This is a genomic window from Synechococcus sp. 'PEA 65AY6A-5F PE A', from assembly GCF_047462575.1.
Lineage (GTDB): Bacteria > Cyanobacteriota > Cyanobacteriia > Thermostichales > Thermostichaceae > Thermostichus.
In genome coordinates, this window is the sequence record NZ_JAOALE010000041.1 from 1 (window position 1) to 24,228 (window position 24,228).

General features: G+C 60.4%; 18 protein-coding genes. 2 read left to right on the forward strand and 16 right to left on the reverse strand.

All coding sequences use genetic code 11. The features are described from left to right. Positions 1 to 383: 383 nt before the first annotated feature. The 6 genes from GG26_RS11780 to GG26_RS11805 all read right to left on the reverse strand — a co-directional run bounded on the left by GG26_RS11780 (position 384) and on the right by GG26_RS11805 (position 11,336). A complete protein-coding gene (locus GG26_RS11780; protein WP_414390784.1) occupies positions 384 to 5,645 on the reverse strand; it encodes a response regulator in 5,262 nt (1,753 codons plus the stop codon). Positions 5,646 to 5,828: 183 nt separating this feature from the next. Then, positions 5,829 to 8,279 (reverse strand): methyl-accepting chemotaxis protein, encoded by a 2,451-nt coding sequence (locus tag GG26_RS11785; RefSeq protein WP_011431516.1) that lies wholly within the window; start codon positions 8,277 to 8,279, stop codon positions 5,829 to 5,831. A gap of 308 nt (positions 8,280 to 8,587) precedes the next feature. Then, on the reverse strand, positions 8,588 to 9,106 hold the full coding sequence (locus GG26_RS11790) for a chemotaxis protein CheW (protein WP_041438647.1): 519 nt from the start codon (positions 9,104 to 9,106) through the stop codon (positions 8,588 to 8,590). Between the two features lie 111 nt (positions 9,107 to 9,217). Then, complete coding sequence (locus GG26_RS11795) at positions 9,218 to 9,583, reverse strand: response regulator transcription factor (protein ID WP_011431514.1); 366 nt, start codon at positions 9,581 to 9,583, stop codon at positions 9,218 to 9,220. Next, a complete protein-coding gene (locus GG26_RS11800; protein ID WP_011431513.1) occupies positions 9,580 to 9,966 on the reverse strand; it encodes a response regulator in 387 nt (128 codons plus the stop codon). The genes GG26_RS11795 and GG26_RS11800 overlap by 4 nt, the downstream gene beginning before the upstream one ends. 227 nt (positions 9,967 to 10,193) lie before the next feature. Further along, positions 10,194 to 11,336 carry a response regulator gene (locus GG26_RS11805; protein ID WP_011431512.1) on the reverse strand — a complete coding sequence of 381 codons (1,143 nt, stop codon included), beginning with the start codon at positions 11,334 to 11,336 and terminating at the stop codon, positions 10,194 to 10,196. A gap of 289 nt (positions 11,337 to 11,625) precedes the next feature. On the opposite strand from GG26_RS11805, the gene GG26_RS11810 reads away from it, so the two are divergent. After that, the gene (locus tag GG26_RS11810; RefSeq protein ID WP_011431511.1) at positions 11,626 to 11,910 is read left to right on the forward strand and encodes a YggT family protein; all 285 of its coding nucleotides are present in this window, start codon (positions 11,626 to 11,628) and stop codon (positions 11,908 to 11,910) included. 18 nt (positions 11,911 to 11,928) lie between these two features. Here the strand turns inward: GG26_RS11810 and GG26_RS11815 are convergent, their stop codons facing one another. The 3 genes from GG26_RS11815 to GG26_RS11825 form a co-directional block, all read right to left on the reverse strand. Continuing rightward, the gene (locus tag GG26_RS11815; protein WP_011431510.1) at positions 11,929 to 13,047 is read right to left on the reverse strand and encodes an electron transfer flavoprotein subunit alpha/FixB family protein; all 1,119 of its coding nucleotides are present in this window, start codon (positions 13,045 to 13,047) and stop codon (positions 11,929 to 11,931) included. A 137-nt stretch (positions 13,048 to 13,184) separates the two neighbouring features. Then, positions 13,185 to 14,036: an electron transfer flavoprotein subunit beta/FixA family protein gene (locus tag GG26_RS11820; RefSeq protein ID WP_414390790.1), complete on the reverse strand. Its 852-nt coding sequence runs from the start codon at positions 14,034 to 14,036 to the stop codon at positions 13,185 to 13,187. 490 nt (positions 14,037 to 14,526) lie between these two features. Beyond that, positions 14,527 to 15,441, reverse strand: a complete 915-nt coding sequence (locus GG26_RS11825) for an ABC transporter substrate-binding protein (protein WP_414390793.1) — start codon at positions 15,439 to 15,441, stop codon at positions 14,527 to 14,529. A 441-nt stretch (positions 15,442 to 15,882) separates the two neighbouring features. Here GG26_RS11825 and argS point away from each other — a divergent pair, with 441 nt between their 5' ends. Continuing rightward, positions 15,883 to 17,679 (forward strand): arginine--tRNA ligase, encoded by a 1,797-nt coding sequence (argS, locus tag GG26_RS11830; RefSeq protein WP_414390803.1) that lies wholly within the window; start codon positions 15,883 to 15,885, stop codon positions 17,677 to 17,679. 206 nt (positions 17,680 to 17,885) lie between these two features. On the opposite strand, the gene GG26_RS11835 is transcribed toward argS, so the two are convergent. The 7 genes from GG26_RS11835 to GG26_RS11865 form a co-directional block, all read right to left on the reverse strand. Beyond that, positions 17,886 to 18,101: a hypothetical protein gene (locus GG26_RS11835; protein WP_011431506.1), complete on the reverse strand. Its 216-nt coding sequence runs from the start codon at positions 18,099 to 18,101 to the stop codon at positions 17,886 to 17,888. A gap of 15 nt (positions 18,102 to 18,116) precedes the next feature. After that, positions 18,117 to 19,781: a hypothetical protein gene (locus tag GG26_RS11840; protein WP_099812718.1), complete on the reverse strand. Its 1,665-nt coding sequence runs from the start codon at positions 19,779 to 19,781 to the stop codon at positions 18,117 to 18,119. A gap of 277 nt (positions 19,782 to 20,058) precedes the next feature. Next, positions 20,059 to 20,934 carry a shikimate dehydrogenase gene (locus GG26_RS11845; RefSeq protein ID WP_099812719.1) on the reverse strand — a complete coding sequence of 292 codons (876 nt, stop codon included), beginning with the start codon at positions 20,932 to 20,934 and terminating at the stop codon, positions 20,059 to 20,061. Positions 20,935 to 21,055: 121 nt separating this feature from the next. Continuing rightward, a complete protein-coding gene (locus GG26_RS11850; RefSeq protein ID WP_414390796.1) occupies positions 21,056 to 21,472 on the reverse strand; it encodes a hypothetical protein in 417 nt (138 codons plus the stop codon). Positions 21,473 to 21,539: 67 nt separating this feature from the next. After that, positions 21,540 to 22,772: a response regulator gene (locus GG26_RS11855; RefSeq protein WP_414390798.1), complete on the reverse strand. Its 1,233-nt coding sequence runs from the start codon at positions 22,770 to 22,772 to the stop codon at positions 21,540 to 21,542. Positions 22,773 to 23,092: 320 nt separating this feature from the next. Beyond that, positions 23,093 to 23,863 carry an SIMPL domain-containing protein gene (locus GG26_RS11860; RefSeq protein ID WP_240527312.1) on the reverse strand — a complete coding sequence of 257 codons (771 nt, stop codon included), beginning with the start codon at positions 23,861 to 23,863 and terminating at the stop codon, positions 23,093 to 23,095. A 3-nt stretch (positions 23,864 to 23,866) separates the two neighbouring features. Next, entirely contained in the window at positions 23,867 to 24,052 is a 186-nt protein-coding gene (locus tag GG26_RS11865; protein WP_414390800.1) for a hypothetical protein, read from the reverse strand. Between the last annotated feature and the right edge of the window lie 176 nt (positions 24,053 to 24,228).

Genomic DNA, 24,228 nt, shown 5'->3' on the forward strand with positions numbered 1-24,228 from the left:
GCTTCACCGCTGAGCAGTAATGCTCAGCAGTGTTCAGCGTAAATGTATCAGGATCATCGCATCCAGAAACCGCAGTTCGAAGGATTCGTCGGCAGGGCCTAGGCCTAGCCGATGAGCTCTCTGGATTGAGAGCCCCCCCTTGTTCTCATGAGCAGTTGCCTCTAGCCCCAGCTCCCTGGCAAGCCAGGGATTGCCCAGGACAAACCCACCAGCCAGGATGAGAGCACAGACAGTCAGGCGCATCGCCACTTCTCTCCGAGGACAACAGGTCAATATCCTACGCCTTCCAGCCCCCTCTGGAGTCAAACCCTTTGGCGATCCTGGCGCCAGAGTGGGATCCCTTAGCTTGGTGCCTCCATCTGGGCGCCCCTGGCGTCGCCAGTTCAGGAAGTGGGGTTGGGTGCCAACAACTGCTCCCCTTGCAACATGCGAGCGGCAGCGCTGAACAGCTCTTCCTCCAAGTAGGGCTTGGTGAAGTAGGCAGTGGCTCCCAGCTCGCGGGCTGTCTGCCGGTGCCGTTCTGCCCCCCGTGAGGTGAGCATAGCTACTGGAATATGCCTGAGGTTGCTGTCTGCCCGTATGCGGGAGAGCAACTCCAAGCCGTCCATGCGCGGCATCTCGATGTCGCAAAAGATGAGATCGCAGCGCAAGCCACCGCGAAGCTTTTCCCAGGCGTCCTGGCCATCGCGGGCTTGCTCCACCCGGTAGCCCACCTTTTGAAAGGACATGGAGAGCAGTTCCCGCACTGCAATCGAGTCGTCCACAATGAGCACCGTGGTTTGATGGGTTTCCTCGGCACGTGGCTCCGCAGCGCGACGCTCCGCCCAGAGGCGGCTGAGATCGCGACGGCGGCCTTGGGCCATATCTACCAGTTCAAGGACGTCAGCAATTGGCAGCACGCGACCATTGCCCAGCACCGTTGCCCCAGAAATGCCAGGTGGTTTGGGCACAGGCCCGCGCAATTGCTTGATCACGATTTCCTGCTCTTCCACAAAGCTGTCCACCTGCAGGGCAACGTACTGGCCGGCACTTTGCAGGACGACGATGGGCAGGATGCCCTCCTCTTGGGCGATGCTGTAGACCTCTGAGCGGCTGCGGCTGTGGCTGCGGCTGTAGGACAACAGATTCGAGAGGGGCTGGAAGGGAAGGCGTTGATCCCGCCAGGGAATGGAGGGCCGCCCCTGTTCATCCGGCTGCACCTCGTCGACGGGAACATCCAGCATCTCCTCCACACCGTCGAGGGGGAAGGCGATCAGGGCTTTGTCGCTGACACACACCATTGCCTTGGAAATGCTCAGGGTAAGCGGCAGGCGGATGGTGAAGGTGGTGCCCTTGCCGCGCACGGAATCCACTTGGATGCTGCCGCGCAGATCGGTGATGTTGCGGCGCACCACGTCCAAGCCAACCCCCCGCCCGGCCAGATCGTCCACCTCGCTGGCCTCGCGAACGCTAAAGCCGGGGTGGAAGAGGACGTTGAACACTTCTTCTTCGGTTGCCTGCTCTGACAGCAGCCCCAGCCTTTGCGCCTTGGCCTTGATTTTCTCCACCGGGATGCCGGCACCGTCGTCGGCGACGACGATGATTGTCTGGTTGCCCTGGTAGAAAGCTTTGACGGTGATCTTGCCTTCAGGGGGCTTGCCCAAGCGGCGCCGCTCCTCAGGGGGCTCGATCCCGTGCACCAGGGCATTGTTCACCAGGTGGGTCATCGGGTCGGAAAGCTCTTCCAGGATGGCCTTGTCGATGAGGGTGTCGCGGCCTTCCACCACCAGGCTGGCCTGTTTGCCCGTTTTGATGGAGAGGTCACGGACGGCGCGGGGCAGCCGGTCGGCAATTTGCGAGAAGGGCACCATGCGCGCCCGGTTCAGGCCTTCTTGCAGTTGGGTGGTGACCTGGCGGAATTGGCGGGTGATCTGCTCTGCCTCGTCCACCGCAAACTCGATGTCGGAAGAAGACTCGCGCACCCGCACGATGAGCTCAATGATCTCCTGGGCCAGCGTGTGGAAGGCCGTAAACTGATCCATCTCCAACTTGTCGAACTCTTGGCCTATGGAATGACCCACCCGTCCCCGAGGGGATTCCTCGCCGCTCCGACCAAACCCCACCGTTGCCGCGCTGCTGCGGCTGGAGAACAGCGCCGCTTCCAGCAACGAGCGGTCGTACTGATCCCGCATGCGCTGGCCCAGCTCCCCTAGCTGTTGCACCCGGCCCAATAGGCCATCCAGAAACTGGCGCAGGCGAGTTTGGTTTTGCTCCATGCTGTTGCGGATGACCACCAGCTCTCCCACCAAGTTGTTGATGGAGTCGAGGTGGCGCACCTCCACCCGCATTACAGGATTGCTGAGGGCAGATCGCCGTGTGGTCGGTGCTGTTGGGGTAGCCGGTGCCGTGGGGGCGGCTGTTGCTGGGGCGGCGACAGCGGGCGGAGAAGGCGCCGGCGCTGCTGCAGAGACTTGGGGGGCGACCTCGAGATCGCCTAGGAGGGATTCCAGTTGGGCTGCGAAATCGTCGGCGACCTCGCCGCTCACGGCTGTAGGGGATCCCACAATGGGAGCGATGACCTCCTCTAGCTCAGGGGGCACCGCTGGTTCGGCGGCATCGAAAAGGGCGGCCAAATCGTCCAAACTTGGGGCAGGAGAGGCTTCCGGCGCTTCTTCCTCCAAAGGCTGTGTCTCATCTGGGGAAACAGTCGCGCTCTGGGCAGCCAAGAGCTCATCCTCCGCGAACAGGCTTTCCAGTTGGCTGGCCAGATCGTCCTCTGCTGGCTGGGAAGCTCCGCCTTGCTCTGCTGCAGCTACAAGTGGTTCTGGCTCAGGCAGAGTCACTCCCTCCAGACTGCTCCCTTGCAAAGCCTCTGCCTCGCCCAGGAAAGTGGCCAGATCTGAGGGGATCGCTTCCTGGGCGGCCTCCCCTTCTGCAAAGAACCGGCTCAACTCATCCAAATCCACCTCGCCATCCATGGCCGAGAGGGATCCGCTGGTTTCTAAGCTCAGTGCTTCGGTAGCGGGCTCCTCGGCAAATAGAGCCTCGAGGCGGTCGAAGGCCTCCGCGGGCTGGCCCTCAGGATAGAGAGCTTCTTCCTGAACCGGGAAGAGGTTCTCCAAAAGAGCCCAGTCCTGGGCCTGTGCCGCATCCCCCGTGCCCGGGGCATCCTCCAGCGTCTCCCCGGCGAAGAGATCGGCTAGGCTCAGCTCGGCCCCCAAGTCCGGGGTTTCCGCCGCCGTCGACTCGTCGGAAGGGGCCAAGAAGCTCTCCGCCGCAGCGGCAGGTTCGCCGGGCGAAGATTCTTCGGCGAAAAGGTCTTCCAGTTGCTCGACTGCGGCAGAGTCGGCAAGGTCAGAAGAGGGTTGAGAAGCCACCTCGAAAGAGGGGGAAGGTTCGCCTGCTTCTTCTGGGCTCCACCAGGCCTGATCCGCCGCCGAGACAAGGCTCTCCAGGCCGCCTTCAGCCGCAGAGTCCAAAGATGTCAGGGATCCCGTCTCATCGGGGACAGAAAAGTCCCCCGGCCAGATGTCGGCGGGGAACTCAGCCCACAAGTCTGCGGCCGCCTCCCCATCCCCAGGCTGGAGGGACGGAGACGGCTCCTCTGCCCAAAGATCCGCTTCCGGCCCGCTGTCGGGAGCAGCCCCAAAGTCAGGCAACTGAGACAGCTCCTGCAGAGGAGAGCTCTCTACTGCCAGCTCCTCGAGCTCGAACAAGGCTTCCACTCCGACACTTGCAGCTTCGTCTGCAGCCGAGGCTTCCTCGGGGCTTTCCGCAGCGACTTGGGCCGCCCGCTCCTGGGCGGGGACATCCCAGATGGCCTGGCTGGTTTCCTCGGCTCCTGTCAGCTCGGCAGGCTCGACAGGTGACAGCTCTGCCGCCGCTTCGCCCATTACTTCGGCAAACAGCTCCGCCAAATCCGTTTCCGCTCCCCCCTCTTCTGGGCTCAGCTCCTCAAGCGCCTGCGAAAAAGGCTCGGGGGAAGGAGGGATCAGCTCCGGCGGCGGCTCTTCAATATCGGATAGCTGCTCTGCGTTGGCAAACAGCTCGTCAAAGGCGGCGGAGGCTTCTGCTTCCAGGCTCAAAGGAGGGGCGTCGAAATCGCCTGAGCCAAAGCTCAGCCTATCCTGGAGCCAGCCGCGGGCTGCTGCGGCTTCTTCTGGCGCGGCGACGCCCTCTTGGGCAAGGTCGGCGGCTGCTTGCCAGTCTTCCTCTGGCAAAGCCTCGGTGGACATCTCCGGCCAGCTCAGCCCTGGGCCCTCCTCGCCCGCCAGAACGCTGTCCATCTCCAAAGTGGACGGCGGCTGTTCGGCCAGCAGATCCCAGGCCGCCTCCTCCGCTTGCAGGGTTGCTTCGACGGGGATCGCCTCTCCTGGTTCAGGTTCTTCTTGGCTCCCATCAGGGGCAGAGGATTCTTCTGCCGGGATCCCAGCAGCGGCCCAGTCCGCTGGGGCAGGCGTGCTCTCGGGTTCGAGGAAGAGCGGCTCTGGCTCCTCAAGGGCCGGCAGCACAGGGCGGAAGGCCAACAACTCAGCGGAGGGCTGGATGGTCTGCGCTGCTCCGCTGGCCAGAGCTTGGTGAGCCTGTTTCAAATCTCTCAGAACCGGCAGAGCCAGTTGCCGCAAATCCTGGGCAGGATCTGCCAGGATCTCGCCAATCAGGCGGGCTAGGGCCGTCCAGCCGCCCAGATCCACACCTTCGGCCTGTCCCACCTGCTGGAGCGATTGGGCCAAGCTTTGCAGGGCAGGCCGCGTTGCCGGGTCGTCAGGACGCTTGAACAGCTCCAGCATCTGGCGCAACAGGGCCGGGATCTGCTGGTGAACCACCACCTCCAAAGGATCCGGCGGCGGAGCGGGAGCCGCCGGGCGAGCCAATTGCTGCAATTCCGCCGAGGCCGTCACCTCTTCGGCCCTGCCCGCCAAGATAAGCTGCTGCCCCTGCTTCAAGTCTCGCAGGGCGACCAACGCCAACGTTCGCAGATCGGCGTCGGGGTTGCCCAGGGCTTGCTCGAAGGTTTCTGTGAGCTGCTGCCAGCCCGCCAGATGATGGGCTTGCCCGATCTGCTTGAGAACGGCATTTGCCTCCCGCAACTGCTCGCGAATGCCCGGCTGATCCCCTCGCTTGAACAGCTCCAACATCTGCCGCAATTGCTGCGGCACCACTTCCGCCATCTCTTGTTGTAGGGTGCGGGCCGCCGGCGGCGGGGGGGCAGCCGGAGCAGAGCTAGCGACAGGGCCAGCGCCGAGAAGGCTCTGAATGTAGTTTTCAGTCTCCTGAAAAACCGGCTCCAGTTCCGCCAGCGTCGCGTTGCTGAACTCCTGGGTGAGACCGCGAGGGCTCTGCAGCTCGTCCAACAACGCCGCCAACCCATCAAAAACTCGCAGCAGCAGCGTCTCCAAGTGCTGATCCACCGGCACTTCGCCCGGGCGAGAGCGAAACACGTTGAAGAAATCCTCTAGGCGGTGGGCAGTCCGCTGAATGCTGGCGAGGGCCAGCATGGCCGCTCCGCCTTTGATGGAGTGGGCAGCTCGGAACAACTCGTTGATCAGCTCAGGATCGCTCACGCTGTCCCGCAGGCTGAGGAGCCCTTGCTCGATCGTTGCCAAGTGGTCGCGGGCTTCTTCGATAAAATAACCGAGGATCCGCTTTTGTGCTTCTTCATTCATGGCAGGAGGTTCCTCCTACAGCCCACAGGTACTCATATCAGTAGTAGCAGATCGGACAGGGGAAGGTCTCCCATGCCCGGATTCTGTCTTGGGACAGAGGGATCCCGATGTCCCTGAAGTGCGGCAACTTCCCATCGGGATCCTTGCTTGTCCCTAGGATGCCCGCCAACCGAGCAGATTTGCTCATTCATCCCCCACCCGGAAGCGACCGACAGAAGCTTGCAGCTCGCGAGCGATGCTCACCAACTGTTGCAGCGAGCTGGCTACCTTCTGCGCCTCTTCGGACGTCTCGTTGGCAGTCAGCTCCACTGATTGCATTACCTGGGCCACGGCGCGAGAGGTTTCTGTTTGCTGCACGGTAGCCTGAGAAATAGCCCGCACCAGCCCATCGATCCGCCGGCTGACCTCGATGATCTCGTCTAGGCTGCTTTTGGCCTGCTCAGCCCGCCGCGTCCCCTGGATCACCACCTGCGTGCCCTCCTCCATGGCCGTCATCACGTTGCTGGTCTCCGACTGGATCTGCAGCACAATCTGCTCGATCTCCTTCGAGGCTTTGGCGGCCCGGTCGGCCAGTTGTCGCACCTCGTCGGCCACGATGGCAAAGCCCCGTCCCGCCTCGCCCGCCCGGGCGGCCTCAATACTGGCGTTGAGGGCGAGCAGGTTGGTGCGCGAAGCAATTTGAGAAATCAAGGCCACGATCTTGGAGATTTCTTGGGAGGATTCTGCCAAGCGTTTCACCTTGCGGGTCGTCTCTGCTGCCATTTCCCGAATTTCCAGGATGCTGGCCACCGTGCGATCCACTGCTTCTCCGCCGCGGGCGGCTGCTTCCGTGGCTTGAGCAGTTACGTTGGCCGCCTCGCGGGCGTTGCTGGCTACCTCTTGAATTGATTCCGTCATCTCCTGAATGGAGTTGAGGGAGTTGGAAATCTCCTCCGCCTGGCGCAAGGCATCGGCAGAGAGGCTGCGGGCAAAGTTCTCGCTCTGCAAAGCCGCATCGTTGACGGCAGCGGCGGCCCGCTTCACTTGGACAACGATGTCCCGCAAGCTGCGAATGGTCAGGTTGAAAGAGTCGGCGACGGCGCCGAGCACATCGGCAGTGACCTCCGCCCGCACCGTTAAGTCCCCGCGGGCTGCCCCCTCGACGTCGTCCAGCAGGCGAATGACCTGGCGTTGTAAGTCCTCCTTGGCCTGTCCCTGCTCGGCAGCTCGCTGGCTCAGATCGGCAAAATGGGCCTCCAGGGCGGCAGCCATTTGGTTAAAGCTGTTGGCCAAGCGGCCCAACTCGTCATCCCCTCTCGCCTCTGCTCTGACGGAGTAATTCCCCTGGGCCAAGGCGGCAAAGTGGCTGGCCAGCTCTTGAGCGGTGGAGCGAATGTGTTTGGCACTGCTGGCCCCCAGCACAACCCCGGCTCCCGTGCCGATCACTCCACCCCCGATGACCCCGGCAAGCAAGCGAGCTCCCCCATTGGCGGGGATCCCCAGGCCAATGGCCAACCCGGCAGCCAAACTCACGGCTCCTTGGATCAGCGCTGTGGCCAACTGCCGATCGGCAAGCGGGCGGTTGGCGATCCCAGCGAACATCCCCGCTCCCTGGCCCCCTGGGAGGGGCATCGAGATTGTAGGCGAGCTGCGAGCCGTTCCGCCCGCCTCCTGCGTCTCCCCCTCATCGGGAGAGAAGACCGGCACCTCGCCGCCCTCCATGCCGGCCAGTTCGCGATCCAGACTGTCCAGCTCGTTGAGCTCGAAAAGAGCAGGGCCAGGACCGGCCGTGTCTTCTTCGGGGGCAGGGATCGGCTCGCTCATGGGGGTGGCCAATTCCGTCGGCAGGCCCTCATCCAGGGATCCCACCTCCTCTTCCCCAAAAGTGGGTAGGGAGAAGCCCATCTCCTCGGGAAAAGCCGCGTCGCCAGCCAACTGCGTAATAGAATCACTGTCTAGATCCTGCAGGTGCTGCCGGTCGAACTCGCTAAGGAAGGCAAAATCGTCATCGACCACTGGGTCTGTTTGAGGCTGCTCCCTGCCCGCTCGCAAAGCGGTCTCTCCCGGAACCGCTGGCGGCGTTACCTGAGGGTTGGCGGGCAGCGGGTGAGAGGAGGCAAACGGATCCGCAGGCTCCATTTCTAGCCTTGTCTCAAAAGGATCCGCAAAGCTTTCTTCCTCGCCAAAAGTCATCTCATCGGCGGCAAAGCTGTCGCTTCGCATCGAGAAGAGATCCTGAGCAAAGGGGTCGGCCTCCTGTTCCCTCATCGCCTCAAACTCAAACTGGGGAAAGGGATCCGCCTCCTCCGGTTGAGGTGGGAACTCCCCTTGAGGTTGGAGCTTGTCTTCCTGCGCCGGAGAGGGAACATCCGCCAGCTCCGGCGCCATCTGGAGCAGCTCCTCCAGGCCCCTGCGGGCCGACTCCAGCTCCTCAGGATCGCTGGCCGTCTTGAGGATGGTATCGTAGGTATGGCGGGCTTCCAGCAACTGCCCTGCTTGCTTCTGGGCCGAGGCCAGCAGCAACTTGACAGCAGTATCCTGCGGCTGAGCAGCGGCTACCTGGTTGAACAACCGCACTGCCTCGACGTAGTCTCCCTGCCAAAAGGCGACCATTGCCTCGGTAAAGTCTCTCTGATTGTTTGCGCTCGAAACCATGGATCCTCCCTTCCCTGCTTGGCTACCTCTGTTGCTACTTCAACCCAAATGCCCAGAACTCCCCCAACACCAACCCGCCTAAACCCTTTAGATTGTTAAGCTACAGATAGGTTACCTCTCCCAACTGGCTGCTTTGCTCCCAAAAAGAATGGGCTCTTGCCCTCTTTCCACAGACCATTGGGGCAGCACGGCCACACTCGCCGGGTGGCCGGGCGCCAATCTCTAGGGAACAAGATCGGCTCCATTCTTTCCATTGTGAATGGCTTTGGAATTTCCGCATTTCTGCCGAACTTGCGGCTAGCCATTCCTCAACCCCAACGGTCGGATCTCAGGATGGCTGACTGATCCAGCAGCGGCAAGCGGGCTCCCGTCGCGGGCACCACCCATTCCCCTCGCAAGAAGGGAGCTATCGACTCAGGAGCCACGAGAACAGGCCGCACCGCTTCCGTCTTCAGCCACTCCATGCCCACAATTAAATCCACAGCCAGGCCCATCAGCAAATCCGGTTGATCCATCACGGCCACCACAGGGAGCTCGGCGCGGTCGAGGTTGAGGGGCGGGCTGATCCCCAAAAACTGCCCCAGATCCGCAACCCAGATAATTTCGCCCCGCAAGTTCAGAGTGCCCAGCAGAACTGGCGCGACATTCGGCATGGGGGTAATTTTCTCAGGGCCGATGCTCATCACCTCTACAACCGATACTGCCGGCAGGGCAAATTCTTCTCCGGTGGCGACCTTGAATTTCAGGAATAGCTCACCTTCGGGAGCCTCCATTTCCTGCAATTCTTGGGTCTCATCCCCCATCAACAGATCCAGATCCCCTAGCATGACGCTCCCCCGTATCGATGGTCTTGTGGAGGGGTGGCCGCCGCTCCCTTGTCCAGGGCATGGAACCCCTTTGGGCTCTGCCAGCAGGCATAGAGGCGGGATGGGCGGTTCCTAGCCTCTCAGCAATTGCTTAATCGTACCCACCAGTTCCTGCGGCTGGAAAGGCTTGGCAATATAGGCATCTGCTCCCTGGCGGAGCCCCCAGTAGCGGTCGAACTCTTCGCCTTTGGAAGAACACATGACAATCGGGGTTTTTTGGGTGAGCGGATCGGCCTTGAGGAGACGGCACACTTCGTAGCCATTCATCCGCGGCATGACGATGTCCAGCACGATCAGGTCGGGCTTGTTTTGCTTCACCGCCTCTACGGCTTCCACGCCATCTTCCACCGTCATCACCTCGAAGCCGTTTTCCTGCAGCAACTTGCCGATCATCTCCCGCTGGGATTGGCTGTCTTCCACCACCAGAACGCGACTCATTTTTGGCTGGTCTCCTTGATCTCCCGCAACTGCTGTTTGATAGTAGCCAATAGCTCTTGAGGCTTGAAAGGTTTGGTTACATAGGCATCGGCTTGATTGCGCTTGGCCCACTCGATATCAAAGACTTGATCTTTGGTGGAACACACGACGATGCGGATGTGCTTGGTGCTTTCATCTTTCTTCACTTCCCGGCACACTTCGTAGCCGTTCATGCCAGGCATGACGATGTCCAGCACCACCACGTCAGGCTTCTGCTGACGAATGATGTCCATCGCCTCCACACCGTCCATGGCTGTGGAGACTTCCAACCCGCTCTCGGAGAGCAGGCTGGAAATGGCCTCCAGATAGGTACGGTTATCATCCACCACCAGTACTTTGCTCATGGTCATCTCGCCCCTGCTGTGTTTCGCGTGTCCGGTCAACCCTGGCGGCTACCTGAAGTGGGATCCTGTCTTTCAGCGCTTTTGGCTGCATCTGGCCTTGCAGCCCCAGGCTGGTTGGGCTACCTCCTATTGTTTGGTGAAGTTCCTCTTCTGTCCAGTATTCTGCAGTACTCTGCTTGCTTGGCTCGAATCTCGACATTTTTTAGGGATTTCGGCTGGCCCCCCGCTTATTCGCCACCGCCCCGCTTGGGAGGTGGGCCCACATAAGATTCGACGACGGTCAACAATTCCCTCTCAGAAAAGGGCTTGCTCAGAAACTCGTTGGCCCCGGCCATGCGGGCCTTGAGCCGGTCGGTGAAGCCGTCCTTGCCGGTGAGCATGATCATGGGGGTTTCGCGGAACTGGCTGGATTTGCGCAACATGGCGCACAGCTCGTACCCATCCAACTTGGGCATGGCCACATCGCAGAGGATCATGTCGGGGTTGAGGAGAAACACCTGTCCCAGGGCTTTGAGGGGGTTGCCGATGGTGGTGACCTGGTAGCCCTCGTTTTGCAAGATGAACTCCACGGTTTTTTGGATGGCCATGGAGTCGTCGATGCAGAGGATGTGGGCGGGCTTGTCGCTGGGTTTGAGGGGACGAGTGCGCTGGGGCTCGATGATCAGGACGGGATCGGAGAGGTGGATCGCCCCTTGACGAACATAGGGATAGATGGCTTTGGCTACCACCAGGGTGTCTCGGCCCAGGTAGCGACCCATTTGGCGAATGCTGGTTTTGCCGTCCGACCACTCGCTCAGCGCCTTGAAGACGGGGGCGGGCAGGGTTTGCTGGAGGGGCAGGGGGTTGACGATGGTGGGGGCTTGGTTGGGGTCTTGGATGTAGGGGTGCAGCTTTTTCCACTCCTGCACCTGGGTGACCATCTCGGCGAGCAGAGGGGTGACAGGAAAGGTGGTCAGTTGGGGGGCCAAGGGGGATCCAGCCTCGAAAATGAAGGAGCCCTGGTGGAGGCTGAGCAGGTCGAAGAGGACTTCCCGCACCATGCCCAGCAGGATTTGCTTGCCTTGGCTGGGGTTGAGCTTGTGGTTTTCCAGCAAAGACCAGAGGCGGTTGTATTCGGGGGCATTGACCGCAGCTTTGGGAGGGATCTGAACTTCGTCTAGGGCGGCTTCCAGCTTGAAGCGGCGCAGGTAGTCTTTGAGGCGGGCGATGTGGCCTTCGGTTTCAGAGGCGTAGATGATTCGCCCGTTCAAGAAAAAGACAAACCAGTAGATGGAGGGTCTGGCCTCTACGAAAAGCTCACCGGTGCGCTGGCCCAACTCGATCAATTGAAGGATGCTTCGGATATCGATCTCTTGTAATCTTCCCTGCATGGGATCCCTGCCTGCAGTCAGCAAGATATGACCATTATGACGCTAGCCTTCTTGCTGCCATCCCACAAGGGGAGCTTTTTGGGGAAATAACCCACTTTGAATCCTGAAGATTTCTGGGTTCCTCGGGCTTTTAGGTTGGAACTGGCCAGAAGCGGATCCAGGGATCCCTTTTCAGCGACCAAAGGACTAACTTCTGGTTTGAAGGCAAGCCGATGGATCTGCACAGGCGGCTTTCCTTGGAGCAGAATAGGTGAAGAACCTCCCCTGAAACTCAATTGTTGCAAAAGCAATGCTGCCGATTTTCACCACTTGGGTGCTGGGCCCGCTGCTGGCGCTCTACACCGTTCTGTTTGTGCTGCGCATCTTCTTATCCTGGTATCCGCAACTGGATACCTCTCGGCTGCCCTATTCGCCAGTGGTCGGCCTGACGGAGTTTTTGCTGCGCCCGACACGCCGCCTGATCCCGCCCCTGGGGGGGGTGGACATGGCGCCTGTAGTGTGGGTGGGCCTGGTTACCCTGTTGCGGGAGGTGTTGCTGGGACAGCAGGGATTGTTGACCATGGCCCTGCACTAAAGTGCTTTCCCAGGAGGATTAGCGGCCCTGCAAGATAGGGATCTGCAGGGCGGGGGTTGGCGAAGGCCGGGCAGGAGAGTCCGCCTGGGTTTTCTCCTGCATCTGCTGCAGTTGCCGGATCAGTTCGGGCACCACCTGGTAGAGATCCCCCACGATGCCGTAGTGGGCAAATTTGAAGATGGGGGCAGAGCTGTCTTTGTTGATGGCGATGATGGTCTGGGACTTGTCCATGCCGACGCGGTGTTGGATGGCCCCGGAGATACCACAGGCGATGTAGAGCTGGGGGCGGACGGTCTTGCCAGTTTGCCCCACCTGGTGGGCATAGGGGATCCAGCCGGCATCCACAGCCTTGCGGGAGGAGCCGACGGCGCTGTTGGGGAAACAGGCGGCCAGCTCGCGCATCAGCTCAAAGCCGTCTGCCGATCCCAGCCCGTAGCCGCCAGCAACGATCACTTTGGCCCGCGTCAGATCGACGGCCTGGGAGAGGTTGCGCACCGTTTCCACAATTTGCAGCTTGAGATCCTCCGGCTCCAAGTTAACCGGCACCGGGATCACTTCTCCTTGGCGGGATCCGTCCCAGGGAAGCGGCTGCATCACCCCGGGGCGCACGGTGGCCATCTGCGGGTTTTTCCAGGGGCCGAGGATGCGGGCCTTGAGGGACTCGCCAAAGCTGGGCCGAATGGCGTACAGGCAGTCGGGGAAGAAGCCAGACTTGCCGGGATCTTTGCTGTTGCTGTACTCGAAGGGGCCGATGTCGAGCTCGGTGCAGTCGGCGGTCAGGCCGGTTTCCAGGTGGGCGGCCAGACGGGGGGCCAAGTCCCGACCGGTGGTGGTGGATCCCAGCAGGATGGTGTGGGGCGGCTGGGGCCAGCTTTTGATCAAGTCCAGGATAACGCGGCGGTAGGGCAGGGTGCGGTATTCGGCCAGCTCGGGGTGGTCGGCAACGAAGACCTGATCCGCCCCATGGCCGATCAGGATTGGGGGCAGGTGAGCGATGTTGTGCCCGAGGACAAGGGCGCTCAGGGTGGCTTCCAGCTTATCGGCCAGCCGTCGTCCCGCTCCCAACAGCTCCAGGCCGATGGGCTGCAACTCACCCTTGATCTGCTCGGCGAAGATCAACACCCGCTTGTGCTCCATAGAGCTTACGACTCCTCATCAAAGTAGAAAGGCTGGGAAGTTTGGTCAATTCCTATACAGATTTCCGCAACTTAGCGATAACTCACCTTTGGGCAGGCTGCAACTGAGAAGTTAAGGAATGGGTTTAGAGGGTGGAGTTAGCGGAAGGGGAAAGAGGGTAAAGCCTCTGGGGTAGCCAGGTAGAGGCTCAAGTCAAGTGCCTGAGCCAATTCCTTCACCAGTTGCGGCACGGGCTGCCCTTGAAAGATCTGACAGTTGCCGCCGATTTCCCCTACTTTTTCGGTGGCGGCCACGATGGTCGGGGATCCCTGGAGGCCGCAGCGCTCCGGGTCTGCCCCCACATCGTCCAGGTTGAGGATCTGGATGGCCTCGGCCCGCGCCGCCTCATCCCGCATCAGCCGCTGCACCCGCTGCACACCGCGCAGGGTAGGATAGGCCAGACGCCGCGCCGAATTGGCTACCGTGACCAAGGCCGGCAGAGGCACCATCACGATTTGGGATCCCCCTTCGATGGCCCGCCGCGCCACCAGGATCCCATCCCGAATCTCGAAGGCTTCGCAATAGGTGACCTGAGGGATCCCCAACCGCTCCGCCAACTGCGGCCCCACCTGGGCCGTATCGCCGTCGGTGGTCTGGAGCCCACAGAAGATCACATCAGGCCGGCCAGCATAGCGAACCGTCTGGGCCAGGGTATACGCTGTGGCTAGGGTATCAGAAGCGGCCAAGCGGCGGTCGGTCATCAAAATGCCCCGATCCACCCCGTGGGCAATGGCCTCGTAGAGCACCTCAATGGCCGGGGGTGGCCCCATTGTAATTGCCGTTACTCTCGCCCCGTGTTGCCGTTTGGTTTGCAGAGCTGCTTCCAGTGCATAGCGATCAAAAGGGTTTAACATCCGCTTGGCCTTGGCGCGATCGATCGTGCCGTCACTGTTGATGCCGGCCTTGGCGTTTTGATCGGGAACTTGCTTAATCAGAACAAAAGTTTCCAAGGGCCTAAACTCCCTAGTGATCCCCTCCAGGTTAAAAGGGATCCCTGAGCACCACAAACTTATTCAGCTTTTTTTCGGGATCGGAAAAGCTATCTCGACTTCAAGCACCCCTAAGCTACTCTTCCCAATACATCTGTTTCTCAGGTTTGATTTCATTGACATGCTCCCCATGCCCAAAGGCAGGGGCCTTACGGCGTTCTTGGGTAACCCTAAACAAAGTTCGAGACACTCCCCTACTGCTCCATGCTGCTTCCGGTCTCCCATCCACCAACGCGAACAGGTCTCCCGTCGGCCTCTTTTAGGAGCAGCCTGGGATCCCTGCCACGAAAAGCTTTGGGGATACTTCGCGGATGAGGGATCCATGAGGGATCCAATAAGGACGCAGACCGCACCTGCAGCCAGAAATAGCCTCCCAGCAAGCAGGACAAGTTGGCCTGCACCGGCAAGCCAATAGACAGAGGCTTCAAAATCGTTGCTGGCCTAACCCAGATTATCCAATCATCCGCTCAGACTTGGGTGGGAGCAGACTTCCATCAAACACTTGCTCTAGAGAGGGCTTAGTGGGCAAGCCAAAGCCATCCACCACCTGAGCAATCGAGGTTTCCATACGCGCAGGCACCACATCCCCCAAACCAATTTGTCGCACCTCATCGGTAACAAACAGGCGCGGCATGGCCAGGGTAAGGCGCAATTTCTCAATTGCCGTATCCAGCACTTGTCCGTCGGCCTTGGCTTTGTCCAGAAGGGCCAACATGTTGCCATCGGTATCACGAATAGTGTCTTGCCAACCCTTGACATAGGCCCGCAAGAAAGCTTTGAATTGCTCAGGCTTCTCACGCAGCAATTGCACACGGGTGATGACGGCATTGCCGTACAGCTCAAGGCCATAGTCGTTGTAAAGGAAAGCCGTGATGTCCTCCAAGCTGACGCCGCCCCGCACCAGATTGGGCATGGCTGAGGTCATAAAGCCGCTGATGGCATCCACCCGACCTTGGATGAGGAAAGGTTCGCGCAACTGCGGCTCCATAGTTACCCACTCCACCGAGCCCGGATCGATGCCGACTTGCTTGGCAAAGACCGGCCAGAGCCGACGCGGCGCATCCCCTGCCGGTGCTCCCAGCTTCTTGCCCGCCAGTTGGGCCGGCTCCCCAATGCCCTTATCTTTCAAGGTGTAGATGCCAAAGGGAGAGCGATTGAAGTGGACATAGATCGCTACCAAGGGCACGTCCGGATTTTTGGCATTGAACTCGATCATGGAGTAGGGATCCCCTTCCCCCAGGTCGTACTGGCCAGCGGCAATCTTGGTGATGGAATCGGCGGAGCCATAGCCGCGCTCGTAGGTGACCTCCAGCCCCTCTTCGGCGAAGTAGCCCTTCAAGATCGCCGTTACAAGGGGGGTATCCATCGAAGAGAGCAACCAAGAGAGGGTAAACTTCAGGGGCGTCAGTCCCTGGGAAACCAGAAGCGGCCCGCGGCTCTGAGCCCTCGCCTTTAGCCCTCCAACGGCAACCCAAGAGGCAGCCGCAGCAGCAGATTGAAGGAATTGACGACGCGACGATTTCGGGATGGACATATCATCTATATGCTCCACAGCACCTGGATCAGTAGGGATCCGCAAACGGGAATGCGGCAAACAATGGAGTGAAGACTATAAGCAACCAACTTAGCAAGGCGGAGTCAAACTTCTGTATTTGAGGATACCTTTACCTGCTGGGGGATCCCCTTTTAGCCAAGGTGAGAACTCTGCCTTGGTCATGGCCGGTTCGTTGCCGGTATGATAGTGCTCCTGCTGCCGCAGGGATCCCGATCGCCATTGCTCTTAACTCACGTGTATCCCTCTTCAACCATGGCCATCCAATCCCCTTCCACCTCCCTGGTTCGCTTTCTCGCCGGTGCTGTATCTGAGGCCATTCGACAGGCAGCAGAAGCAGGCCAACTGGGATCCCTGGCCCCCCAGCAAGCCACAGCGATTGCCCCCGTGATCCAGATCCCCAGCGACCCTCGCTACGGCGATTACGCCTGTCCCACCCCCCTGGGCATGGCCAAAGCCTGTCGCATGGCACCGACACAGATTGCCCAAACCCTGCAGAGCCATCTGGATCTGCCGGACATCGAAACTCAGGTGGCGGGAGGAGGGTATCTCAACTTCCGGCTAGGGGATCCCTTTTTGGCCAAGCGCTTGCAAGAGCTGCTACATCTGGGAGAAAACTTCGGCAAAACAGCCACCCCCCATCCCGAGCGCATTCTGCTGGAGTTTGTCTCCGCCAACCCGACGGGGCCCCTGCACGTGGGGCACGGGCGCTGGGCTGCTGTCGGCTCCACGCTGGCCAACCTGCTGCGCTGGACGGGGCACCAGGTGGAGCGGGAGTTCTACATCAACGATGCTGGCAACCAGATGCGGCTCTTGGGCCAGTCGCTAGAAGTGCGGGTGCGGCAACTGCAGGGCGAAGAGGTGGCTCTGCCGGAAGACGCCTATCACGGCAGCTACTTGGTCGATATCGCCCGGCGGCTGCTGGATCAAGTTAAGGCCGGGATCCGCCCTCTGCCCACCACCCCGGAAGAGTACACCGATTTTGCCTACGCCGAGATGCTGGCTTGGCAAAAGCAGACTTTGCAACAGTTGCGCACCGAGTTTGACCACTGGTTTAGCGAGCGCCGCCTGCACGCCCCGGATCCCCAGACGGGCCTGAGCGCCATCCAACAGGCTTTGCAGGAGCTGCAGGAGCGCGGCTTCCTCTACAGGGCCAAGGCGCCGCGGGGTGAGGATCCCAAGCCGGGAGCGGAAGAGGCCGTCTATTTCAAAACCCAAGAGTTTGGCGACGACAAGGATCGGGTGGTGCAGAAGGCGGATGGCTCCTTTACCTACCTGGCCGCCGACATTGCCTACCACCGCGACAAAGTGCGGCGGGGCTATCAACGGCTCATCAACATCCTCGGCTCGGATCACCACGGCTATATCGGTCGCTTGCATGCGGCGGTGGGCGCCTTCAGCCCGGATGTCAAGCTGGAGATCCTGATTGGACAATTTGTCAAATTGTTCAAAACCGACCCGGAAACCGGCGAGAAAACCGAAGTGCGCATGTCCAAGCGCACCGGCAATTTTGTCTCCTTAAACGATCTCATCGACGATCCCGAAATTGGCGTTGGGGTGGATGCGGCCCGCTGGTTTTTGCTCAGCAGCAGCATGGACAGCCCCATCAACTTCGATTTGGATTTGGCCGTCAAGCAAACTTTCGACAACCCGGTGGTCTATGTCCACTACAGCCATGCCCGCTGCTGTACCCTGCTGCGGCGGCTTCAGGAAGAAGAAAAAGTGGAGCTAACTAACAAAGTTACCTTGACAGAGCAACAAAAACTGCCCTACCAAGAACCCGAAGAGCGGGCCCTGTTGCTGCGCCTGTTGGCCCTGCCCGATGAGCTGATCGCCGCTGCCGAAGAGCGCGCCCCCCACAAGATCATCCGCTATGCCGAGGCGATTGCCGCCGATTTCAACAAGTTTTATGACAACTGCCGCATTTTGCCCCTTTTGAAAGAGGATCCCCTCTTGGCTCAAGCCCGCATTCAATTGGTGCAGGCCACGCGACAGGTTTTGTTTAACGTGCTTACCGGCATTCTCGGCCTGAGCGCGCCGGAGTCGATGTAGATTTTAAGTAACACCGATCCCCATCTCAATACGAGAGGGAACTTGGGGATCAACTGCCTAAGTTTCGACTCTGTGGGCGCGCAAGAGCACGTTGGTTCCTAGCCTCTCTTGAGCCATCCAAAAAGCGCAAATCCACCACGAAACCTCGTCTTGGCGATAGATGCCACCGGTGAAAAGGTAAGGTTGCAAAATATCGGCCATCTGGGCTAAAGCTGGCACCTCAGCACATGATTGGCCCACACTTCGGGATCCAGAGCCTCATAAACGTAATCGGAAGGGAAATATAGATGGCTTGCTTCCAGGCTAGGTTGGCTGGTCAGCAATAACTGAGCAGGATCCGAAGACTCACAGCCCAAGCGATCCCCGATTTGAAACGTGAGTTGAAACAAGCGGTTAATCAGCTCGAATTGTTCGGCGCTCATAGATTGAGATGGGCATCAGAGTTGACAAGTGCGACGGCTGCGTTCCAGCTCCGGCTCGATCCAAGAGAGGGCAAAGTGACTCACACAGGGCAACTGCGGGAAGCGGCGGGCCAGCTCTGCCATTTGGGCTTCCAGGCTGGGGCGTTTTCGCTGCGCTTGTCCCCACAGGCCGGCAATGGCCGGGCAGACAAAGGTTTGGGGAGAGGCCACGGCCAAGACCTGCTCCACCTGCTGCGCCACACAGGAGCCATCCTCGCACTTGGCATAGGCCATTGGGTGCCACTCCATGCCGGGATCGAAGCGATCCCAGGGCTGGAGACGAGCGTCAAACCCTTCTCCCACCGCCTGATTGCCATCGGGGAAAAAGACGGCTCCGCTCGGGATCCCAAGGCTTTGGGCCGGTTGGGCAGCTTGCCGTAGGTAATCGAGGATCCCGTAGCGGGCAAACTCGACGCTGAGCTGCCAGAGCTGCTGCTGCCAGCGCTCCTGTCGGAAAGCGGCGCTGGGTGTCGGAGAGGGGGTGGGATTCGCCGACGGCTGGGAATCCTCGTTTGCAAGGCTTGAATGTAGATCTTCGTTCCCGCCTGCTCTGCCTTGGGCCATCCCGTCCCATAGCTCTGGAGAAAGCGGCCGCTCCCCGCTTGCGCTGGGCCTGGGATCCCCTGGCTGACGCCACTTGGGCTCTTCGCCATAGGTGGCGTCCAGGTGGAGCACATCCGCCACTGTCACGTAGCCCTGGCTGAGGTAACGCTCCAGCAAGGCTCGGCCTGCCGCGTTTTCTGCCAAATCCAGGTAGGCTTGCCGGGCCGCCTCCCCATGGATCCAGAGATCCCGGACGGTGGCTGCCAGGCTGGATCCCCCAGAGCCGCGGGGATAGCGAATGTAGTCGAAGAGGATCCCATCCGGCTGCCGCTGCAGGATGCGGCGGATCAGCTCGGCAAAATCCCGGCGCGCCACGGGATGGAAGGGATCCACAAACACCTCATCCGGGCTGCCCAAATCTTCCAGAAGGGCCGTTGCCGGATCCAAGACGGTGGTGAGGCCACGGCCGTTGCGGGCCAAGACTGCCTGACGATCCGGTCGCTGTCCGTAGCTGTAGCCAAAATTGAGGGAAAACACCCAGGCATAAGCCGAAAGCCCTCGCCGTCGCGCCGCCTTGAGGGCCAAATCCAACAAATCGGCGTTGGGCTGTAGGCTGGGCCAGATCCCGCCCCCACCATCTGGCAAAATGGAGCGGCCATCGTAAAACGTCTCGATAAAGACGCGGTTGTAGCCCAGGTTCACCACCTGGTCAAACACCTGATCCAACACGCCCGGATTGGCATCGCAGGGATGCAAGCGCACCCAAATGGCTTGGATTTGCGGCCAACGGCGGCTACGGCAGGCGATCAAGGCAGCGCGATGTTCTGCCAAAACTTGGTTGTATTCAGCTCGGGCGGCATCTGACTGGGCGGCCCGCTGGCGCAGTTGGGCCTTGCGCGCCACTTCCTCAGGCGGCTGCCGGCAGAAGGCGTCGAGGGATCCCCTCTGTTCCCCCCTACCCTGCAACCCGGAATGGCCGGGCCAGAGGAATTGGGCCTGGGCGGCGATCCCGGATCCCAGGAGTATCAGCGCGCCGAGCACGCCCCCCAGCCAACGGATCCCGTATTTTTTCCACCGTTGCCTCAGTACTCCCGACACTCTCAACCTCTACTGAGAATGGCTTCAATCCTATCCTCTTTCTCCTCTAAAGATCGGCAAATCAAAAGCAATTGTTCCCGCTCGAACAAGCTCAATCAAGCTCATTTAACTTCGAGCCCGTTGTCCTGAAACTTCTCGCACGACTGTGGGCTTCTCAGCGCGGAGAATAACATTGCAGGAAGCTCGATCGTTTACCGAATTTCAACAGAGTGAGGAGCCTATCTTTGTAGCAAAAAATACGGCTCTGTTTGAATTCAAGACTCAGCCAAGAGGACAACTAGGAGTTGGGATCCCCGATCTGGGCCAACTGCTGCCGGGCCGCCTGCCGCATCACCTCTACCGGCACGGGCTTGCCCCCCAGCCAGAGGGAGAGGGCTTTGGCCCCCTGGTGGATCAACATTTCCAGGCCGCCAATAGGGGTGTGGCCCAGCTCAGCAGCCATGCGCAGCAGCGGTGTGGGATCCGGCACATAGACCAAGTCATAGACAGTGGCGCCGGCGGGCAGAAGGCGCAGTTGCTCCCAGCTGAGGGGAGACAGCTCAGCAAGGGATCCCGGCTTATGCATGCCCACGGGGGTGGTGTTGACCAAAAGCCGCGTCTCAGCCAGGTGGCGATCCAGTTCTGCCCAGCTCAGCGTCTCCACCTGCGGCCAGGTCTGTTGCAAGGCACGTAACTTCTCAGGGGATCGCCCGGCCACCCGCACTGGCCCCAGCCCCAGCTCCAAACAGCCCTGGATGGCCGCCCGCGCCGCCCCGCCGGATCCCAGGATCAGGGTGGGGATCCCTTTCTCCAGGCCCAGCAAAGGCTGGACAAAGCCGTCGATATCGGTGTTGGTGCCGCCCCAGCCTCCCTCCGGCAGGGCGTAGACCGTGTTCACCGCTCCCACCGCTGCCGCCCGCGCTTCCACCTGGCTGAGCAAAGGCAGAATCGCCTGCTTGTGGGGAATGGTGACATTAAACCCCCGCACGCCGATGGCCGCCAGGCCGGCCACCGCCACCGCTAAGCGCTCTGCCGCCACCGGAAAGGGCACATAGCAGTAGTCTTCTCCCATGGCCGCCAGAGCGGCGTTGTGCATCGCCGGGGATAGGCTGTGGGCCACCGGATCCCCGATCAGGCCCAGCAACTGTGTGCTTCCCGAAATCCGCCTGTCCACTCCAATCCCAACTCCAAATTGTCTGCGAGTCTCGGCTATCGAGATTCCGACTCCACGCGATCTAGAGTTTGCCGGTAGCGCTGCCGCCAACTGGCCAGGGATTCCTCGGAAATGTGATCGATTAAGTTGCTGATCTCTCCCAGAATTTGGTAAGCGCGGTCAAAGCTTTGGCGGGTGCGCTCTTTTGATCTGGTTGGCGCGCCTGCACCATGTACAGGCTCATCTTGATGGTTTGCAGCCGGTTTTTGCCCAGATCCTCCAGCATTTCGCGAATCTGACCGATGGCCTCCTGCCGCACTCGGCGCTGCCGCCGCCGCAACAGCCAGAACAGAATGCCGTGGATAACCCCCACCACGGTGGCGCTGACTGCCGTTGCCATTGCTACGGAAAGAGCGCTGCGGCTGGCCACCCAACCGCTGAGCAGGATTACGCCTATCCCCACCGCTGTCAGGATCAGCTCGATGTTGTCGAGAAACCACCTTCTTGCTGACTTCCAGGTAGCGGATCCTGCTCCTCGGCCCTGAATAGAATTGAACATCGCTGTTACACCTCTCCCCCACCCATTCTGCTCAAGCCAACCTGATGGCAAACTTTGGGGATCGGACTTACCGGCGCAGTCGCCATTTTCCGCGGCCCAGTTGACGCTTTAGACGACGCCGCGGTTTCTGCCGGCGGATCCACAAGGGCCTCTGAGAGCGGGATCCCGCTGCAGAGGTTTCAGATCCAAGCCTGCCAACCCTTTGGCTTAGCTCTTGGTTTTGTTGCCGCAACTCTTCGAGCTGCCGGAGGTGAGTTTCCAGCTCCTGGCGCAGGTTGGCATTTTCTTGTTCCAGACGTTGCAGAGATTTCAGCAGCTCTGAAGACTCCGTCCCCCTGACACGGTCGGAAACGAGGATGGGATGGGGAGCAGTCACCACCGAGGTGTGGACATTTTTGCTGTCTCGCAGGGCTTGGGCAGCCCGTCGCAACAGGGCCACCCCCTTGGGATCGTCCTTATCTGTGAGCGTGGCCGCCCCAAATTGAAGCTGCACCGGCAGCGCTTGCCCATTCACCACAAAGGGATCCTGGATCAACCGCTGGCAGCAGCGCTCGGCAGCGATCTGGGCAGCGGCCAGAGTGCTCCCCGGCAGCACCACGATAAACTGGCCCTCGTCGTAGCAAAAGAGATCATCCCCCTCTCGCAAATTGTGGGCCAAGCGATCCGTAAACAGCTTGAGAAGAGCAGCCCGACCGCCGGCCTCCAGTCCTTGCCCCAGAGCAGCGAGGTTGGCCAAGCGCAGCACAAACAAACTGAGGGGATCCGATTGGGCACGGGCTTGGGCCACCCGCAACGGCAGGCGAGTAACCAGATCCTGCCGATTGCCCAAAGCAACCGAGCCAGAAGGAGATGAGACTTGTTTTTGTCCAGTCTGGAGCAGATATTGCTGGCGGCGGCTCTCCACAATGCGCAGCCCTGCCCGCACCCGCGTCAGCAGCTCCGCCGCCTGAAAAGGCTTAGAAAGAAACTCGTCGGCTCCGGCTTCTAAAGCCCGCTCCATGTTGTCGTTGCCCTCGCGGGCGGTCATGAGGATGTAGTACACCCAGGCATATTCGGGCGCTTGCCGCAACTGCCGGCACAGCTCTAGGCCGTCGAGAGCGGGCATGACCCAGTCGGCAATGATGAGATCTGGAGTTCGGCGGCGGATTTGTTCTAGGGCAGAAAGGCCATCCAGGGCATAGGAAATACTACAGCCCTGCTTGCCGAGAAAATTAGAGAGCATTTCCGCCACCATGTAGCTGTCATCCACGATCAGCACATGGGCCCGCAAGCTGCTGGCTTCGCCTTTGCTAGCGCCCAAGCTTGCCTGAGGGCCTTCAGACGTACCAGTGGCAGCAGCGCTCTCCAAATTGGGATCCACGGGCAAGCCAAAGCCAGATGAGAAGGAAATCCGGCAAAGCAAACTTTCCAATGGTTTTCCATCGCCATTCTAGACGTAGGGATTGGCAGCCACTACCTAACTTTGCCGGGTTATTTTTTTGAGATTTTTGAAGTTTCGTAGTCATTCCCAACCCGAGGAAGAGGCTTCTAGGCGTTCCTCCCTCTCCCAGGGGGAATCCTTCTCTGCCCCAGCGAGAGGGAAGGCAGGGTTCGACGCGACTTCATGGCCGCCACAGGAACCTAGAAACGAATCTCGAGCGTGACTTGGGCGCGCACGGTTTGTTGTCCTCCCTCCACTGGCGTGGAGGCTGCCTGTAGGCGAGCATACTCCGCTCCACCCATGCCTGCCAGAGGAACTGGCGGCGCGATGTAGCCCTCGCTGTGAATTTGGATGCGCTCCACGGAACGGCTGCTCAGGTTCAAGGCCCTCAACACATCGTTGGCTTGACGTTGGGCATCTTCTACAGCCTGCCTTAAGGCACGGCTGCGCGCCTGCAGCAAGGTGGCCTCGTCGGCCCGGAAGCTGACTGATTCCACCTGGGTAGCTCCGGCGGCCACGGCTTCATCCAGCACTTGTCCGGCTCGGGCTATGGGCACCTCAAATTGCAAGCTGTTCTGCCCCTGTACCCCGCTCAGGCGGGGTGGGCTCTGCTGGTAGTCGTATTGGGGATAGAGGGAAATGCCGGTGGTCTGCAGGGCGCTCACCTGCAGCTCCTTGAGGCGGTTCACCAGCCGCTCCGAGCGCTCGGCCACCTGTTGCTGTACCGATTGCGCCGTCTCCCCTTGGAGCACCACCCCCAGCCGGATTACCGCAATGGAGGTTTCCACCGCAACAGATCCCTGGCCGGTTACCGTCAAAGTTCGGGATCCTTCACCGGGACTGGCCATCGCTCCTCCATTGCTGCCAAGCCCATTCCACACCAATAAGACCAGCGCCAGTCCCAAAGCCAGCCAGGGCATTCCCTTCAAGAATCCCAACTGCTCTTTTTTCCAGCCCTTGCTCCCTTCCATGCTTCATCCCCAACTTACTCCCACCGCTCTTCCATCTGGCTGGACAAAAGCCCCAGCCACCAGTGCCATAGCCTCACCCAGACGTTGCGTTGCTGCCCACCGCTGCAACAGCCCCTGGCCCTGTCTAATTCCTAGGAACAGGGCAACGGCAACTGCTGCCCCCAGCAGGGCCAATGCCAGCTCAGACATAGGGATAGACAGCAAGGCTACTGGCCATCCTAATGAGAGTTGCTCCAAGGTTGGGATCCCTGGCTGCAAAAGTTAACCTTTGCCGCCTCAGCCACCCCCAAAAGAGCGATCTCCGCTCCTGCCCATCAGAACCTCCGGGGTACTCCCGCCACAGCGCAGCTTGGCGGGCTGGAGGA

Excerpts from the sequence above, each read along its gene's own strand:
- GG26_RS11815 (WP_011431510.1), bottom strand. The coding sequence starts at position 13,047 with ATGGAGCACAAGCGGGTGTTGATCTTCGCCGAGCAGATCAAGGGTGAG.
- GG26_RS11805 (WP_011431512.1), bottom strand. The coding sequence starts at position 11,336 with ATGCAGGGAAGATTACAAGAGATCGATATCCGAAGCATCCTTCAATTG.
- GG26_RS11850 (WP_414390796.1), bottom strand. The coding sequence starts at position 21,472 with ATGTTCAATTCTATTCAGGGCCGAGGAGCAGGATCCGCTACCTGGAAG.
- GG26_RS11790 (WP_041438647.1), bottom strand. The coding sequence starts at position 9,106 with ATGCTAGGGGATCTGGATCTGTTGATGGGGGATGAGACCCAAGAATTG.
- GG26_RS11795 (WP_011431514.1), bottom strand. The coding sequence starts at position 9,583 with ATGAGTCGCGTTCTGGTGGTGGAAGACAGCCAATCCCAGCGGGAGATG.
- argS (WP_414390803.1), top strand. The coding sequence starts at position 15,883 with ATGGCCATCCAATCCCCTTCCACCTCCCTGGTTCGCTTTCTCGCCGGT.
- GG26_RS11835 (WP_011431506.1), bottom strand. The coding sequence starts at position 18,101 with ATGAGCGCCGAACAATTCGAGCTGATTAACCGCTTGTTTCAACTCACG.
- GG26_RS11800 (WP_011431513.1), bottom strand. The coding sequence starts at position 9,966 with ATGAGCAAAGTACTGGTGGTGGATGATAACCGTACCTATCTGGAGGCC.
- GG26_RS11780 (WP_414390784.1), bottom strand. The coding sequence starts at position 5,645 with ATGAATGAAGAAGCACAAAAGCGGATCCTCGGTTATTTTATCGAAGAA.
- GG26_RS11825 (WP_414390793.1), bottom strand. The coding sequence starts at position 15,441 with ATGGATACCCCCCTTGTAACGGCGATCTTGAAGGGCTACTTCGCCGAA.
- GG26_RS11860 (WP_240527312.1), bottom strand. The coding sequence starts at position 23,863 with ATGGAAGGGAGCAAGGGCTGGAAAAAAGAGCAGTTGGGATTCTTGAAG.
- GG26_RS11810 (WP_011431511.1), top strand. The coding sequence starts at position 11,626 with ATGCTGCCGATTTTCACCACTTGGGTGCTGGGCCCGCTGCTGGCGCTC.
- GG26_RS11785 (WP_011431516.1), bottom strand. The coding sequence starts at position 8,279 with ATGGTTTCGAGCGCAAACAATCAGAGAGACTTTACCGAGGCAATGGTC.
- GG26_RS11865 (WP_414390800.1), bottom strand. The coding sequence starts at position 24,052 with ATGTCTGAGCTGGCATTGGCCCTGCTGGGGGCAGCAGTTGCCGTTGCC.